At 39.8% G+C, this 15,376-nt stretch carries 14 protein-coding genes; 12 read left to right on the forward strand and 2 right to left on the reverse strand.

Annotation, left to right across the window (positions count from 1 at the left end):
* The first annotated feature begins 24 nt into the window (after positions 1-24).
* From STRCR_RS04690 to STRCR_RS04715, 6 genes are all read left to right on the forward strand, one after another.
* Positions 25-711, forward strand: coding sequence for a response regulator transcription factor (locus STRCR_RS04690; protein ID WP_004227876.1), 687 nt, complete (start codon positions 25-27; stop codon positions 709-711).
* A gap of 142 nt (positions 712-853) precedes the next feature.
* Complete coding sequence (gene nrdR, locus STRCR_RS04695) at positions 854-1,351, forward strand: transcriptional regulator NrdR (protein ID WP_004225597.1); 498 nt, start codon at positions 854-856, stop codon at positions 1,349-1,351.
* Positions 1,338-2,507: a replication initiation and membrane attachment family protein gene (locus tag STRCR_RS04700; RefSeq protein ID WP_004229075.1), complete on the forward strand. Its 1,170-nt coding sequence runs from the start codon at positions 1,338-1,340 to the stop codon at positions 2,505-2,507. The genes nrdR and STRCR_RS04700 overlap by 14 nt, the downstream gene beginning before the upstream one ends.
* Positions 2,508-3,407: a primosomal protein DnaI gene (dnaI, locus tag STRCR_RS04705; RefSeq protein WP_004225683.1), complete on the forward strand. Its 900-nt coding sequence runs from the start codon at positions 2,508-2,510 to the stop codon at positions 3,405-3,407.
* A 162-nt stretch (positions 3,408-3,569) separates the two neighbouring features.
* The gene (gene der, locus STRCR_RS04710; RefSeq protein ID WP_004226789.1) at positions 3,570-4,880 is read left to right on the forward strand and encodes a ribosome biogenesis GTPase Der; all 1,311 of its coding nucleotides are present in this window, start codon (positions 3,570-3,572) and stop codon (positions 4,878-4,880) included.
* Positions 4,881-5,096: 216 nt separating this feature from the next.
* Positions 5,097-5,771, forward strand: a complete 675-nt coding sequence (locus tag STRCR_RS04715; RefSeq protein ID WP_004229736.1) for an endonuclease III domain-containing protein — start codon at positions 5,097-5,099, stop codon at positions 5,769-5,771.
* 128 nt (positions 5,772-5,899) lie between these two features.
* Here STRCR_RS04715 and STRCR_RS04720 read toward each other — a convergent pair whose 3' ends face one another.
* Complete coding sequence (locus STRCR_RS04720; protein WP_004229682.1) at positions 5,900-6,478, reverse strand: GNAT family N-acetyltransferase; 579 nt, start codon at positions 6,476-6,478, stop codon at positions 5,900-5,902.
* 125 nt (positions 6,479-6,603) lie between these two features.
* On the opposite strand from STRCR_RS04720, the gene STRCR_RS04725 reads away from it, so the two are divergent.
* From STRCR_RS04725 to STRCR_RS04745, 5 genes are all read left to right on the forward strand, one after another.
* On the forward strand, positions 6,604-9,711 hold the full coding sequence (locus STRCR_RS04725; RefSeq protein ID WP_004226769.1) for a pilus expression-regulating Snf2 family helicase: 3,108 nt from the start codon (positions 6,604-6,606) through the stop codon (positions 9,709-9,711).
* Positions 9,712-9,907: 196 nt separating this feature from the next.
* Positions 9,908-10,186, forward strand: a complete 279-nt coding sequence (locus STRCR_RS04730; RefSeq protein WP_004228538.1) for a winged helix-turn-helix domain-containing protein — start codon at positions 9,908-9,910, stop codon at positions 10,184-10,186.
* Between the two features lie 14 nt (positions 10,187-10,200).
* Positions 10,201-10,464 carry a hypothetical protein gene (locus STRCR_RS04735; protein ID WP_162097698.1) on the forward strand — a complete coding sequence of 88 codons (264 nt, stop codon included), beginning with the start codon at positions 10,201-10,203 and terminating at the stop codon, positions 10,462-10,464.
* Complete coding sequence (locus STRCR_RS04740) at positions 10,457-12,298, forward strand: HsdM family class I SAM-dependent methyltransferase (RefSeq protein WP_004228969.1); 1,842 nt, start codon at positions 10,457-10,459, stop codon at positions 12,296-12,298. Before STRCR_RS04735 ends, STRCR_RS04740 begins: the two co-directional genes overlap by 8 nt.
* Entirely contained in the window at positions 12,285-12,857 is a 573-nt protein-coding gene (locus tag STRCR_RS04745; protein WP_004225679.1) for a restriction endonuclease subunit S, read from the forward strand. Before STRCR_RS04740 ends, STRCR_RS04745 begins: the two co-directional genes overlap by 14 nt.
* Positions 12,858-12,871: 14 nt before the next feature.
* Here the strand turns inward: STRCR_RS04745 and STRCR_RS04750 are convergent, their stop codons facing one another.
* The gene (locus STRCR_RS04750; protein ID WP_004225446.1) at positions 12,872-14,473 is read right to left on the reverse strand and encodes a transposase-like zinc-binding domain-containing protein; all 1,602 of its coding nucleotides are present in this window, start codon (positions 14,471-14,473) and stop codon (positions 12,872-12,874) included.
* 251 nt (positions 14,474-14,724) lie between these two features.
* Here STRCR_RS04750 and zapJ point away from each other — a divergent pair, with 251 nt between their 5' ends.
* Positions 14,725-15,369, forward strand: coding sequence for a divisome accessory protein ZapJ (zapJ, locus tag STRCR_RS04755; protein WP_004226846.1), 645 nt, complete (start codon positions 14,725-14,727; stop codon positions 15,367-15,369).
* The last annotated feature ends 7 nt before the right edge of the window (positions 15,370-15,376 follow it).

The following is a 15,376-nucleotide window of genomic DNA, read 5'->3' on the forward strand; positions in this document are numbered from 1 at the left end:
AGAAAAAGAAGGAGGTAGTGGATAATGGCAAAACGCATTCTATTAATCGAAGGCGAGAAAAGTTTATCAAGGTTGGTGTCCTTGAAGTTACAGGAAAAAGGCTATCAGGCATTTGTCAGTCAGAATGGTCATTCTGGTTTAAAAATGGCATTGGAAAGGGATTTTGAATTGATTTTTATTGATTTCAACCTCCCTGATCAGGACGGCTTGAAACTCATGCAAGAAATCAAGAAGGTCAAGAAAGTTTCTACTGTTTTGATGGTCAATCGTGAAGATGTGGAAAATTTACCCAAAACAGAGGGCTTGGCAAATGATTACTTGGTTAAGCCCTTTGCAGTGGAAGAGCTTTTGGATAAGGTTGATGAAATTTTCCAACGCAAGGGTTTGAAACGCAAGCCTCCTAAGTCTAATCAAACGGCTTATCAGGATTTAATTATGGATGAGGCCAGCCGTTCGGTTATCCGCAGAGGAGAAGCCATAGCTCTGACTAAAAGAGAATTTGCTCTTTTGTCGACCTTATTGCGGCATATCAATACGGTTATGACACGAGAGGAATTGCTGGACTATGTCTGGAGCTATAACGATGGCACAGTTGAGACTAATGTTGTGGATGTTTATGTTCGTTACCTCCGTGGAAAAATTGATATTCCCGGTCATGAATCTTATATCCAAACTGTTCGAGGCTTAGGCTATGTCATTCGAGAACATTAGAGAAAACTTAGATAGGATAGATTCAAAATAGCGTAAAAATGGGATAAGATTAGGTTTGGCAGGGAGAGTCAATCCTTTTTTTATGTCCCAAAGTATGGTAAAATAAAGTATTACTAAAATATGATAGAATTGGGGTGTTTTTATGCGTTGCCCAAGATGTAATAATAATAAATCTAGCGTCATTGACAGTCGTCAGGCTGAGGATGGCAATACTATTCGTCGGCGTCGTGAATGTGACCATTGTGGGACTCGTTTCACTACCTTTGAGCGAATTGAAGAAGTGCCCCTCTTGGTTGTGAAAAAGGATGGAACTCGGGAACAATTCTCTCGTGATAAGATTCTCAATGGCATTATCCAAAGTGCCCAAAAGAGGCCGGTTTCTAGCACTGATATTGAGAATGTTATTAGTCGGATTGAGCAGAAAATTCGCAGTGAGTATGATTCCGAAGTGTCGAGTGAGGTGATTGGCAATCTGGTTATGGATGAGTTGGCTGATCTGGATGAAATTACCTATGTCCGTTTTGCCAGTGTTTATCGCTCCTTCAAGGATGTTGATGAAATTGAGAATCTCCTCCAACAAATTACCAATCGTGTTCGTAGTAAAAATAAGAAAAATAAGGTAAACGATGAAACCAATTGATGATTTTTCTTTTGTGAAAAATAATCAGGTCAGCAGGGATATGACCAATTTGATCAGGCTCTACCTGCCTATTATAGGCAGCGATGCTGCAGTGGTCTATCAATATCTGACTAGTTTTTATGACGGCGGAGGAAGAATTCATAAGTTCGCCGAAATCCTTAACCATACCCTCTTTGATCTGCCCCGCTTTGAAGCGGCTCTGGCGGTCTTAACTGGCATGGACCTGGTGGCATTTTATCAAGATCTCTCTAGCTATATCATTGAGCTGAGAGAGCCCCTGACTGCCCAAATTTTTCTAGCGAATCCTGTCTATCGTCGCCTCTTGGAAAGTCATATCGGTGATGTGGCGGTAGCAGAGCTGGAAATGGAAGACGTCAGCCATCTGCGTAATCTCTCTAAGAAATTTTCAGACGTTTTTTCTGATAAGGGAGAAGTGGAACTACATCCTGTGCAGCCCAAAACTAATTTTGATTTGGAGAGCTTCAAACAGCGGATGACGCTTGATGGTCTCTATTTCGCTAATGAAAAGCAGGATGTCATCGCCCTCAATAATATTTCTGAAAAGTTTCAGCTGACTTGGTTTGATGTTTATCAGCTGGCTAAGGAAACGTCCAGCCACCATAAGATTCTGCCCAAACGGATTGTTGTTAAGCTGCGACAAGGACAAGAATCTCAGTCGGCTGCATTCAGCCACGAGGAAGAGGTCATCCTCAGAGAAGCCAAGGCTTCTACCCCAGAGAATTTCTTAGCTAAAGTTAAAACTGGTTTGGGAGCTGTAACAACAACTGCCAAGGAAAAGAAAATCTTGGCAGATTTGGTGGAGATGGATTTCCTTGATGAAGTTATCAATATCATGGTTGTCTATTATTTCAAACGTAATAATTCGGCTACCTTGGGCAGGAATGCTATGATGAGTCTAGCGAATATTGTTTCCTCAAAAAAGGCGATTAGTGCGGAATCTGCCCTGACAGTGCTCAGTCAACATAGCCAAGGTTATTCTAAAAGTAAAGGTCAGGGGGCGGCTAAGCAGACGACCTCCAGTGTGCCAGATTGGAGTAATCCAGACTATAAGGAAGAGACCAGCCCTGAGGAGCAGGCAAAATTAGATGAAATGAAGCGACAAATGCTCCAGCGATTAGAAAAAGGAGGTGACTAGATGGAAAGTATCGGACAAGCCCTTAATCGGACAGGGCATGCCAGTCGGGTTAATTTAGACGATTTGACCAATCAAATCATGGCAGATCAGGCGGTAGCTAGTTTTATTTCAGAGCACCAGCTGAGTCAGGCAGAAATCAAACGCAGCCTCCCCAAGTTCAACCAATTCTTGGTGGAGCGACGGAAGTTTCAAACAGGCGATAGCAGTTACATAGCCAAGGGTTACGAGCCTATTTTAACCATGAATGAAGGCTATGCAGATGTTTCCTACAAGGAAACTAAGGCCCTCAAGCAGGCTCAGGCGCAAAGGGCTATCGAAGATCGCATCCATGTAGTCAGCCTACCTAAATCCTATAAGAATATCACCTTTCAAGATGTTGATCTTACAGGATCGCGTTCAGATGTCTTCCAGTATTTGGTCAATTTTGTTGATCGCTATCCAAGTCCGAATCAAAAGGGACTTTATATCTACGGAGACATGGGGATCGGGAAGTCCTTTATATTGGCAGCCATGGCCCATGAGTTATCCGAGAAAAAGGCTGTTGAGACGACCATGCTTCATTATCCCAGCTTTGTTATTGATATTAAAAATGCTATCAATTCTGGCGGCGTCAAGGAGGAGATTGATGCAGTCAAGGCGGTTCCAGTCCTTATCCTAGATGATATTGGGGCTGAACAGACCACTTCTTGGGTCCGGGATGAAATTCTCCAAGTAATTCTGCAGCATCGAATGTTGGAAGAATTGCCGACCTTCTTCACTTCCAACTATAGCTTGGCTAATTTGGAAGCTAAGTTTGGCAATATCAAAGGGGCCGATGAATCTTGGCAGGCTAAGCGTGTCATGGAACGTATTCGCTATCTCGCTAAGGATGTTCACCTCTTAGGTGAAAATCGGCGGTGATTTTGAGGGTAGCGCAAGGTGAATGGCTTCCTAGGCAAGGGATTTGGTTTCTGTTTCGCCTGCTAAATTTCATTTGCCAGAAAATATTGCTTGGCTCCCTAGGAGCTAGATTTATAAATAACTGACTCTTTTACCTATAAGTCAGACAAGAAAGGAAAACAAATGGCCTTACCAACTGTGGCTATTGTGGGTCGTCCTAATGTGGGGAAATCGACCCTTTTTAATCGGATTGCGGGTGAACGCATTTCCATTGTTGAAGATGTGGAAGGGGTAACCCGAGACCGAATTTATACTAAAGCGGAATGGCTTAATCGCCAGTTTTCTATTATTGATACAGGCGGTATCGATGATGTCGATGCTCCCTTTATGGAACAGATCAAGCATCAGGCGGATATTGCTATGACTGAAAGTGATGTCATCGTCTTTGTTGTTTCCGGCAAGGAAGGTGTGACAGATGCCGATGAATATGTAGCCAAGATCCTTTATCGCACCCACAAACCGGTTATTCTGGCCGTCAACAAGGTGGATAATCCGGAGATGCGTAACGATATTTATGATTTTTATGCACTGGGCTTAGGGGATCCTTACCCTCTTTCCTCTGTTCACGGCATTGGGACTGGTGATATTCTCGATGCCATTGTTGAAAGTCTTCCGGTTGAAGAAGACGATGACAATCCTGATATTATCAAGTTCAGCCTGATCGGCCGCCCTAATGTTGGCAAGTCCAGTCTTATCAATGCCATGCTGGGTGAGGAGCGGGTAATCGCCAGCCCTGTCGCTGGAACTACGCGGGATGCTATTGATACGGACTTCGTTGATGATGAGGGACAAGAGTACACCATGATTGATACTGCAGGCATGCGGAAATCTGGGAAGGTCTACGAGAATACCGAAAAGTACTCCATTATGCGTTCTATGCGGGCAATTGACCGTTCGGATGTAGTCCTCATGGTTATCAATGCTGAGGAAGGCATCAGAGATTACGATAAACGAATTGCTGGCTTTGCCCATGAAGCTGGTAAGGGAATTATCATCGTGGTCAATAAGTGGGATACCATCAAAAAGGACAACCATACAGCCAGCAAATGGGAAGAAGATATTCGGGATAATTTTCAATTCTTAAGCTATGCTCCGATTGTCTTTGTCTCAGCGGAAACGAAGCAGCGCCTGCACAAGTTGCCTGAACTGATTAAAGGCATCAGCCAGAGTCAAAACACGCGGATTCCATCTGCTGTGCTTAATGATGTGATTATGGATGCGGTTGCTATTAATCCAACACCGACTGATAAAGGCAAGCGCCTGAAAATTTTTTATGCAACTCAGGTTTCGGTTAAACCGCCGACTTTTGTTATCTTTGTTAATGACGAAGAGCTCATGCATTTTTCCTATATGCGTTTTTTAGAAAATCAAATACGTGAAGCCTTTACCTTTGAAGGAACACCTATTCATTTGATTGCCCGAAAGCGAAAATAAGCTCAATTGAAGCCGAAAGGTGATTCTTTGCTGATAAAAGAAGGGGGATAGGAAACAGGAGCTAAGATGAGTTTCAGAGTAAGAAGGAAGTAGAGGGATGCTTATGAGTCCGCTACATGCTTCTATTATTTTAGAAAACCTTGCATAGCTAAGATCGAATGGATAAAACTTGAGATCAAAGATTCCCATGAACTTATTCTACAAGGAGGTAGGCATGTGGCCTTGAGTGTATACGACCTCTATCAAAAAATGCTGGCTCACATGGGGCCGACCAACTGGTGGCCGGCTGACAGCAAGCAGCAAATTATTATTGAAGCTATTTTGATTCAAAATACAACAGAGCGCAATGCTCTAGTGGCTTCGTCTCTCATTCGTCAGGAAACTGCTTATAATTTTGAGAAGATTCAGGAGTTGTCGACAGATAAACTAGAGGAGTTAGTTAGGCCGGCAGGTTTTATGAAGAATAAGAGTAAGGCGATTAAAACACTAACTCAGTGGTACCTATCTTATGATGAAGATTCTGAGGCCATTGTGGCTCAGTACGGTGAGACTCTGCGCAACACTCTTCTCCAGCTGCACGGTGTTGGCCCTGAGACGGCTGATGTCTTGTTGACTTATATTTTTGATCAGCCGCAATTTATAGCAGACAAGTATGCTCGCACGCTCTTTGGCCTCCTAGGTGTTGAGGGATTAACCACTTATCAAAGTTTGAACCGCCAGCTATCTCAGCTTCCGGAACCTTTTACTTATCAGGATGCCCAAGAATTTCACGGATTGATTGATGAGTTTGGCAAGGCCTATTTTCATCCCATTGATAATTTTCAGGACAGTTTTTTAATGGGGATCCATTTAGACTGGGCAAAGATAAATGTCAATCCAACACAAAAATAAGCAGCAGAGCATTAACAAGTTAAAGGGAGATTGCTGCCTAATGCACCTATGTCAAAAGAGTCTGGAACCCAAAGCGGTTCCAGACTCTTTTAGGCTGTTTTACGGGACGCTGGCTTCTTTAGTCTTACTCATAATCCTTGAAAAAGTTTGCTTTCTCTAAACTTTTTAATCGGTTGAGGCTGGTCGCTTTTCTTCGCTAGGTCTTTTTCCAACCATTTCATATCATACCAGTGTCCAAATTTATAGCCTGACTTTTTGAAGTGCCCGATCTCCTTAAAGCCTAGGTGCTTGTGGAAGTCTAAACTCTTATTGGTGAGATAGTCATCTGGATGCTCAGTTGTCGCGATGCAGGCCAGAACGGTCACAATTCCTTGAGCCTTGAGACAAGTTCCTAAATTTTGGTAGAGAAGCCGGCCGATTCCTTTGCCTTGAGCATGGGGGGCTAGGTAGATAGTGATTTCTGCCAGCCACTGGTAAGCCTCTCGTGGGTGAAAAGGAGAGGCATAAGCGTAACCTAGAATGTGGTCGTCCTGTTTGGCTACTAAATAAGGATAGGTTTGGCTAATGCTTTGCCAACGCTGGCTGAATTCTTGCAGGTTGGGGGCTTGGTATTCAAAACTGATGGCTGTTTTTTCAACATAAGGTGCATAAATAGCTAGGAGCTGAGGTAGGTCAACTTCTTTAGCGTTTTGGATAGTTATTGACAAGGCTGTCCCCTTTCGTTTCTTTCTAGTATAGCATAAGCTTTTTCTCTAAACTATTTTTTATGAAAATGCTATTTCATTTTGTTATAATAAAAGGATAAGTTAATTTAGATTGGACATGGATAATTATGGCAAGATTGATTCCTGGACGGGTTCGTAATGAAGGTATTGCCCTGTCCCAAGCTGGTAAAGTCAAAATTAAATCAACAGCTAATAAGATTATCAAGGCAGAGGTGGCTGATGTTGCTATCCAGTTCTCTTTTGATGATGACAGGGTCAGCTGTTCTTGCCCTATGTTTGCTCAAAAGAACTATTGTTCACACTTGGCGGCTATAGAATTTTATCTGAAAAATGATCCTGCTGGCAAAGAGATAGTTGATCAGCTGAAAAATGAAGCAGCTAGTCAAAAGCAACAGGAAAGGTTACATTCCTTTGGCAGTCTCTTTTTGGATGGTTTAGCTGTTAATGAGGACGATAGCCTTAAATATCGTTTGTCTGCTTCAGGTGAACAAGATTTGTATTCATCTGCTATCTGGTGGACACTTCACATTAATCGTCTCCCTGATGACCGTTCATACATTGTGCGAGACATCAAAAACTTTCTGCAGGTTTTAAAGCGAGAGGATGCTTATCAAATTGGAAAGAACTATTTTGAGCCGATTTCATACCTGCAGTTCGATGAGGCTAGTCAGGAATTTCTTGACTTTCTTTTGCGGCTGATTCCTGATGAAGACCTCAATCATTTGGATTTTCTTTTACCTAATCGTGGTCGCCATCTAGCTCTGCCTAGGGGCTTCTTTGAGGAAGGCACTCAGCTTATGCAGGATCTTTATGATTTTCATGTTACCCTCAATGGGCGAGACTATAAGGAACTTTATTTTAAGGAATTAACCAAAGAAGATGATCTCTTTCATTTTAAGATTCTGGTTCATCGGCAATCCTTAGAAATGGTCATCGCTGAAAAAGCCAGTCAGGCCTACTTTGATCAAACCTACCTGCTCCACAGACAGACCTTCTATCATCTTAATACTAAGCAGAGACGCTTGGTTAAGGCCATTAAGGGTTTGATGATTGATCAGGATTTGAATAAGCATGTTCACTTTGATTTGGAAGATCAGGGAAAACTAGCGGCAAGCCTTTTAGATTTTGCCGAAATTGGCCAAATAGATGCTCCTAAATCCTTTGCGATCCGAGATTTTAAGCCAATTTTTAAGCTGGATTTGTCAGAAAATGATGAGATTTTACTGAATCTCATCTATGACTATGATGGGAGTCAAGTCGGTAGTCGAGAAGAGCTGCAGGCTCTTCCTTTTACTAGCAATTTTAAGCGAGAAGAACGTATCAGTCAGGTTCTAGCTAGTGAAGGTTTTGTGGGGCATTTCTCTGCTCGCCACCGGCCAGTCTACGATGAGGCTCTCTATGATTTCTTTATGAGGACTATTCCTCACTTAGAGCGTCTGGGTCAGGTGATTTTGAGTCCAGATTTAGACGATTTGCGAACCTACGAAAGGCCCCAAATTAAGGTCTCTACTGAAAAAGGCCTCTTGGATGTTTCCTTTGATTTTTCTTCCATCTATGAGGGAGATATCAGTCAGGCCTTACAAGCCCTTTTTAAGAATGAGGCCTACTATATCAGTGATAAGGGACATTTGGTTGTCTTTGACGAAGAAACTCAAAAGGTCAGTAAAACCCTGCAGACTCTGCGGGCCAAACCGATAGCCAACGGTCATCTTCAACTGGATAATTTGGCGGCCTTCCAGCTGTCAGAACTCTTCAAAGATTCTGAGCGCGTTGATTTTTCCAAAGACTTTCAGCAATTGGCCTACGATTTGAGGCATCCAGAAGTCTTTGAATTGCCTAAACTTGCAGTTAAAGCCAGCTTGCGTGATTATCAATTGGCAGGAATTAAATGGCTGTCTATGCTTGACCACTATGGGTTTGGTGGTATTTTGGCGGATGATATGGGACTAGGTAAGACCCTGCAAACCATAGCTTTTTTGACGGGTAAGATGAAAGCGGCCTCCAAAGTCTTAATACTCTCGCCATCCAGCCTGATTTATAATTGGAAGGATGAATTTACCAAGTTTGCACCTGAGCTTGATGTGGTCGTATCTTATGGGCTTAAACAGGAGCGGGTGGCTACGATAGCTGAAAATCATCAGGTGACAATTACTAGCTATGCCTCTTTCCGGCAAGATTTTGACAGCTATCAGGTTGGTCACTATGATTATTTGATCTTGGATGAGGCTCAGGTTATGAAAAATACCCAAACCAAGATTGCCCAGCATTTACGAGCTTTTGAGGTTGGAAATTGTTTTGCCCTGTCGGGGACGCCCATTGAAAATAAGCTCTTGGAAATCTGGTCTATCTTTCAGATTGTCTTACCAGGTCTGCTTCCAAGTAAGAAGGAGTTTTCAAAAATGGAAGCCAATCAGGTGGCTCAATATATTAAGCCTTTTGTCATGCGGCGTAAGAAGGAAGATGTTCTGCCAGAACTGCCTGATTTGACAGAAACTACCTATTATAATGAATTGGAGGATGAGCAGAAAGCCATTTATTTGGCTCAATTGCGACAGATCCAAGCGAGTGTCCGCCAATCCAGTGATGCTGAACTCAATCGTCAAAAGATTCAAATTTTATCTGGAATTATCCGTCTGCGGCAAATCTGTGATACGCCGGCTCTCTTTATGGATTATCAGGGAGCCAGTGGCAAGATTGAGAGCCTGCGTCAGTTGCTCAGTCAAATCCAGGCGAGTGCCCACCGTGCCCTTGTTTTCTCGCAATTTCGCGATATGCTTGATATTGCTGAGGAAGAAGTATCTAAACTAGGTATGACCAGTTACAAGATTACTGGCTCTACCCCAGCTGAAGCAAGACAGGAAATGACCAAGGCTTTCAATAATGGCAGCAAGGATGTTTTCCTAGTCTCCTTAAAGGCGGGCGGTGTTGGTCTTAATTTAACTGGGGCGGATACTGTCATTCTGATAGACTTATGGTGGAATCCAGCGGTAGAGATGCAGGCTATCAGTCGGGCCCACCGGCTTGGTCAAACAGAAAAAGTAGAAGTTTACCGCCTTATTACTCGAGGGACCATTGAAGAAAAAATCCTTGAATTACAGGATTCTAAGAAAAATTTGGTGACAACTGTTCTGGATGGTAATGAGAGTCGGGCTAATATGACTATCGAAGAAATCAAAGAAATTTTAGGTGTCAAGGACTTTATATTATCCAGTTAGAGAGGGATAGAAGCTGAATCGGCGAACACCCCTATACTTCAACAATAAAACAGCCACTGATAACGGATTTTGCTAAAAATGGCTGTTTTTTCTTATTTTCTCGTTGAGAATGAGAGTTAAAAAATAACGGTGTTAAGAATTGCACTGTTAACTAGAAAGGTAATTGTGGTATAATAGGTACATTAGGAGGTTCACTATGGTTGAATTTACTCTTGAGCCTTTTGCTAACGACACTTTCAAATTACTTAAATCATTGAAAGAAAACCAAGTTGAAGTAAAAGGCATTTATTATATACCGCTTTCTCAACAAGAGATTGCAGACATTAACAAAATGTCAAAACTGAAAACGAATAGACTTCTGCGTGACTTGATTGAAGGTGGCTTTGTTTGCCCTTATCAAAATAAACGTGGAAAATATGAAATTACTGAAAAAGGACATAAAGTTTTACGTCTAATTCAGAAGAAAAACGCTTGATTAAGGAGAAAAGTATGGTACAATCCATTAGCACAGCACAGCACAGCACAGCACAGCACAGCACAGCACAGCACAGCACAGCACAGCACAGCACAGCACAGCACAGCACAGCACAGCACAGCACAGCACAGCACAGCACAGCACAGCACAGCACAGCACAGCACAGCACAGCACAGCACAGCACAGCACAGCACAGCACAGCACAGGTAGTTACTACCTTTTTTCAGAATACGCAAAATCACCTTCATTTAGATTTGGAGGTGATTTTTAATGGTTAGAAAATTAACTGAAGACCAAGTTAGAGATGGTTACGCACATAAAGATGGATTTTTTAAAGGTGCAAAACAAATTTTAGAATTTGATAAATATGAGAATAATGTGAGTCAAGGTACTGGGCAAATAACTACTTTTAAGTCGCTTGGTTTTACAGGAAAAGGAAGCAATCATAAACCTGATGGTTGGTATTTACCAGATGACGTATCTAAGGTCGCAATAATATTGGAAACCAAAAGTTCGGATAAGGATATTGAATCTACCAAATTTACAGAAGAACTTTTAGCAAATGTGAAAATTGCAAATTCAAAATATCCAAGAGTCGTTGGAATATTATTTAATGGTATTCATACAAGAGTTTTTTTGAATGATGAAGAACAGGTTGATACCCCGAAAAAACTTCAAACAAAATCATTCTATACCGAATTGTTTAATAATTTTGAAATTGACACTAACAAAATATACTTAACAACTATGAAAATTAACAATTTACTCCATTTTAAATTTGGTTTAAATGATTATTATGATAGGATGGTGTTTACTGCTTGCGCATTGGTTGCAAAAAGATATGAAGCTCCGTTGACACAAGGGATGTCATATACTTTACTTCACTTTACAATTTTAGATACACTTTCTAAATCTCTTGAAGAAGCAAAAAAACAAAATGACAAATTAAATGTATTATTGGATACTTATTCTAGAATTCAAATGAGTATTACTGATAACCAAAATGCCATTGATTCATTCATAGAGCATATAGAAACTATTTCAAAACTTATCAATTCAAAATACTGGAATGGTGAAGATGTAATGTCTATATTTTTTAATGAGTTTAATCGTTATAAAGGCTCTTCTAAAAATGGACAAGTTTTCACACCAGAGCATATTACTTCGTTTATGTATAAATTGATAAACATTGACCCTAAGAAAGACCGCGTTTTAGATGCAGCTTGTGGAAGTGGAGCTTTTCTGACTAAAGCAATGTCTAATATGATAAAAGAATCTGGAGGTCCAGGTACAAAACAATCTGGAACTATTATGGCTTCTCAAATATATGGAATCGAAATAGATAAAAGAATTTTTTCTTTGGCATGTGCAAATATGTTGATACATAAAGATGGAAAAACAAATCTTGAGCAACTTGATTCAACCTCTGAGGCGGCTGGAGAATGGATTAACAGTAAAAATATTACAAGAGTTTTAATGAACCCACCTTATGAAAGAAAATACCATCCAGAGTTAATCATTAAAAATGTTCTTGATAATATTAAACCACGCTCTTTAGCTGCTTTTTTACTCCCTGATAAAAAGCTAGAAAAAATATCAAAAAAGGTATTAAAAAATCTTTTAGAAAATCATAGGATTTTAAAAATTATTAAATTACCCGAAAAAACCTTTGATGAAGGAGTAACAACATCTATATTTATTTTTGAAAGTGGCATATCACAAAATAATGAGGAAATTTTCACTTGCTATATTAAAGATGATGGGTTGGAAAGAGTAAAAAATCAAGGCAGACAAGATATAAATAAAAAATGGTCTGTAATTGAAAATAAATGGGTAGAAGTTATAAAGAAACAAAGTGGGGATGATAGTATCAAGTGGATAAAACCAAGCGAGCATTTAAGCTATCAGAAAGATTTGAAAGAGTTTGAGGTTTTTGAAGAAGATTTCAAAAAAAGTATCTTTGATTATTTAATGTTTAAAGAGGATATTGATTTAAAAAAATTAAAAGAAAATATATCAGAAAAAGTGATTTATTCCAGCGATATTACTAAAAGAAAAGAAACGGGTATAGTATCAATTGTGGTTGAGGAGACAAATAATGGGGAAAATTGATATTAAGAAATGGCATGACTTCGAAATTTCACGGTTATTCACTATAAAATCGCCTAAAGCAAGAAAAATTTCAGAGTACATTGAAGGTGATGTTCCGTATGTATCATCAGGTGCAATCAATAATGGAGTTGTCTCATATTTAGAACCTAAAAATGAAGATGATATTGAGGAGGGAAATTGTATAACTGTCAGCCCCCTAGATGGCTCAGCATTTTATCAAGAGCATGATTTTCTTGGACGTGGTGGTGCTGGGTCAGCTATATCTTTATTATATAATGATAATTTGGATAAATATAATTCTTTATTTATATCAACTATAATTAAATTAGCTTCCGAAAAATTTGATTATAGCGATGCTTTAACTGGTAGTAATTTATATACATTAAAAATTAAATTACCTGTATTGACAAATAATCATGGCTCTCCTGTAATTGATAAAGAGAAGATTTATAATGAGCAAGGGTTAATACCAGATTGGGATGGAATGTCAAAACAAATAAAATCCTTAGAAGTCCCAGTATTGAATAAATTGGAAATATTGAAAGAATTAAGTTCTTAATGATGCTTTACGAACTACCTAAGAAACTTTTCTCTCCACTCCAACACCTGCAAATCTTCCTCATCAACCAATGAGACACGCTCCTCTGCCAATTCCTGATAGAGAATATCCTGAATATTCTTCTGTTTCAAAATCATAGAGACTAGAGACCATCTCGCTAGTTTTCTATATCGGGGGATATGACATTCTTTGGCAATGGCATATAGTCTCGTTTTAGGGAGGTCTAGGAGGTATTCACGTTTGTTAAAAGAGAGAACTCCATCTTCCTCGTTGAATTTGAAATAAGGGCTGTCAACTGCGTCTCTCGCCTTCTCAGTTTCTTCTTTCAAAACTTCCATGTAACGGGAACTTGGTTTTGGTAATACTAATTCTTTTTGCCTTACTTCAGTTGAAGTAAGGTTTTTCTTTGTCTTTAAAATCTCAATAAAGATGGATTCTGCATCTTTTTGAGAAGTGGGATAATACCCATGTTCTGTTCTCCAGTTACGAATATAGGTGAAGAAACCAATATAGTCTTGTAAATACTTAGTGGATACATTTGTCATATCACGGTAGATATATTGCTTAATCTCTTTATGGAGTTCATTCACTCGCCCCAGTGATAGCCCATTTTGGTATTTCAATTCGGTGAAGGTATCAAATAGCATGTCTCCTCGATTGGTAATACGGTCACTAATTCCTTCATAGTAGAGATGTTCCAACACTTTCTTATTCGCCTTCTTTTCAAATTCTTCTGTTGTCTGAATCACATAGCCATAATCCCCAATCATTTTAATGTAGTTAGAAGGACGAACATAGTGAGGTGTATTTCTCAATTTGCAATAGTCCTCATAAATACTATTCGCATCACTACAGAGATAAGAAATATTATCAAAGTGTTCATCAAACAAATCAAAGAAAAGTTCGGGGGATACCTTGCCTAAACTTGCTACTTTACAAACGCAATAACCTCTACTATCAACAGCTGTAATGACAGTGGCGAATTCTGACCCCATCACGCCATACTGGGAAGGCTGCCTACCATAACGTGGTTTCCTGTAGGCGTTCTTACTGATAGTGGAAACTAACTGCCGACTTCCTTTCTGGCTTTCTCTGACAAAGGTCTCATCTACTTGGACAACCCCTGTTAATTGAGGCATTGGCATCTCAGCCAGAGCATGAATTAACTTCATTCTCCAAAACCACACAGTTTTATAATCAATCCCAGCGCAGCCATAATCATTTACCAAGACATTTATCATATCGTGAATAGGATAGTGGTGTATCACCATTTCTAACACCTTAACCCAAATATCCCAATGCCAACGTGTCTTCTCTAAAATAGTGTCTGTAAAGCGATTGAACCGCTTATGACAATCCTTGCATTTAAACTGTTGAATGTTATGACGTTTTCCATTTTTGACCACAGAATCAGAGGTGCAAGAAGGACAAGTTGTATTAACTTCTAATTTCTCTAAGCGTTGCTCAAAATTAGATACAACAAGCTGATTGAGTGTGTTGGAGAAATCACTGCTTTGCTTTTGAGAATAGTGTTCCACCACGTTTTTAAATTGTGTATAAGGTAGTGTCTCCACATAATTCAAGACATCTTCTAAACTGAGTTGTTTTTTAGCCATTTTCTTCCCTCTTAACTTTAATGGTTTAATTATCTACACCATAATTATATCATAAAAAGAGGTAATTTCACAACAAGAAATTGATAGATTTTGAAAAGATGTTTGTAAGTAAGGTTAAAATTAAGGCATTTGTAAGCATCACACCATTATTGGATAATATAACAAGGACTAATATCCTTTTGACATGCTACCTTTTTAGGGTATAATAGAAATGTTAGAGTCATGTTCAAAAAATTGGGGGAAGGATACTTATGGCCAGAAAAAATCGCCAGTTTCCACTCGTAGCAGATGATGAGTCGGTAATTACAGCAGCTCCTCAAATGCACTTGTACGATAATGAAGATTTAATCAATAATATTCATGGGGATTATCAGGATAAGACCTTTCAGGACCAGCCCGATAATGACAATTCCACTGTAACGGCCTCCAAAAGGGGGCAAACTCCGCTCAGTGATAGAAAGGCTGGTCAATCTTACGCTGAATTAGCTCGGCAGGAAGCCAAGCAAGATCTCAAGCGCAAGCGCCAATCTTTTATTGCTAAAGAAGCAAAGTTGCCGAGTAAACCAAATTTTCAGCGTCGAGAAGCTGCTGGAACAACCACCAAGTCGGCCAATTCAAAACCGACCCTCTTCTTTAATGGTCGAATGGCAGGTGCCGATCAGGACTTGCCTAATAATGAATTAGCTCGTTTTAGCAAAAATCTTCACCAAGATCACTATATCTTAGCAGAATTACCTAGGGTTTATAAGGAGCCTAAGAATCCTTCTACTAAACAAAGTCAAAAGAATAGTTATGACTTTTTAAAACGCAGTCAAATTTATAATCAGGAAGAAAGCAGACAGCGTCGAACTCATCAAATTGCCAAGGAATTGAATTTGATGATGGATGAGGAGTAGGCAAAGG

Source organism: Streptococcus criceti HS-6, from assembly GCF_000187975.2.
In the GTDB taxonomy this organism is placed as follows: Bacteria; Bacillota; Bacilli; order Lactobacillales; family Streptococcaceae; genus Streptococcus; species Streptococcus criceti.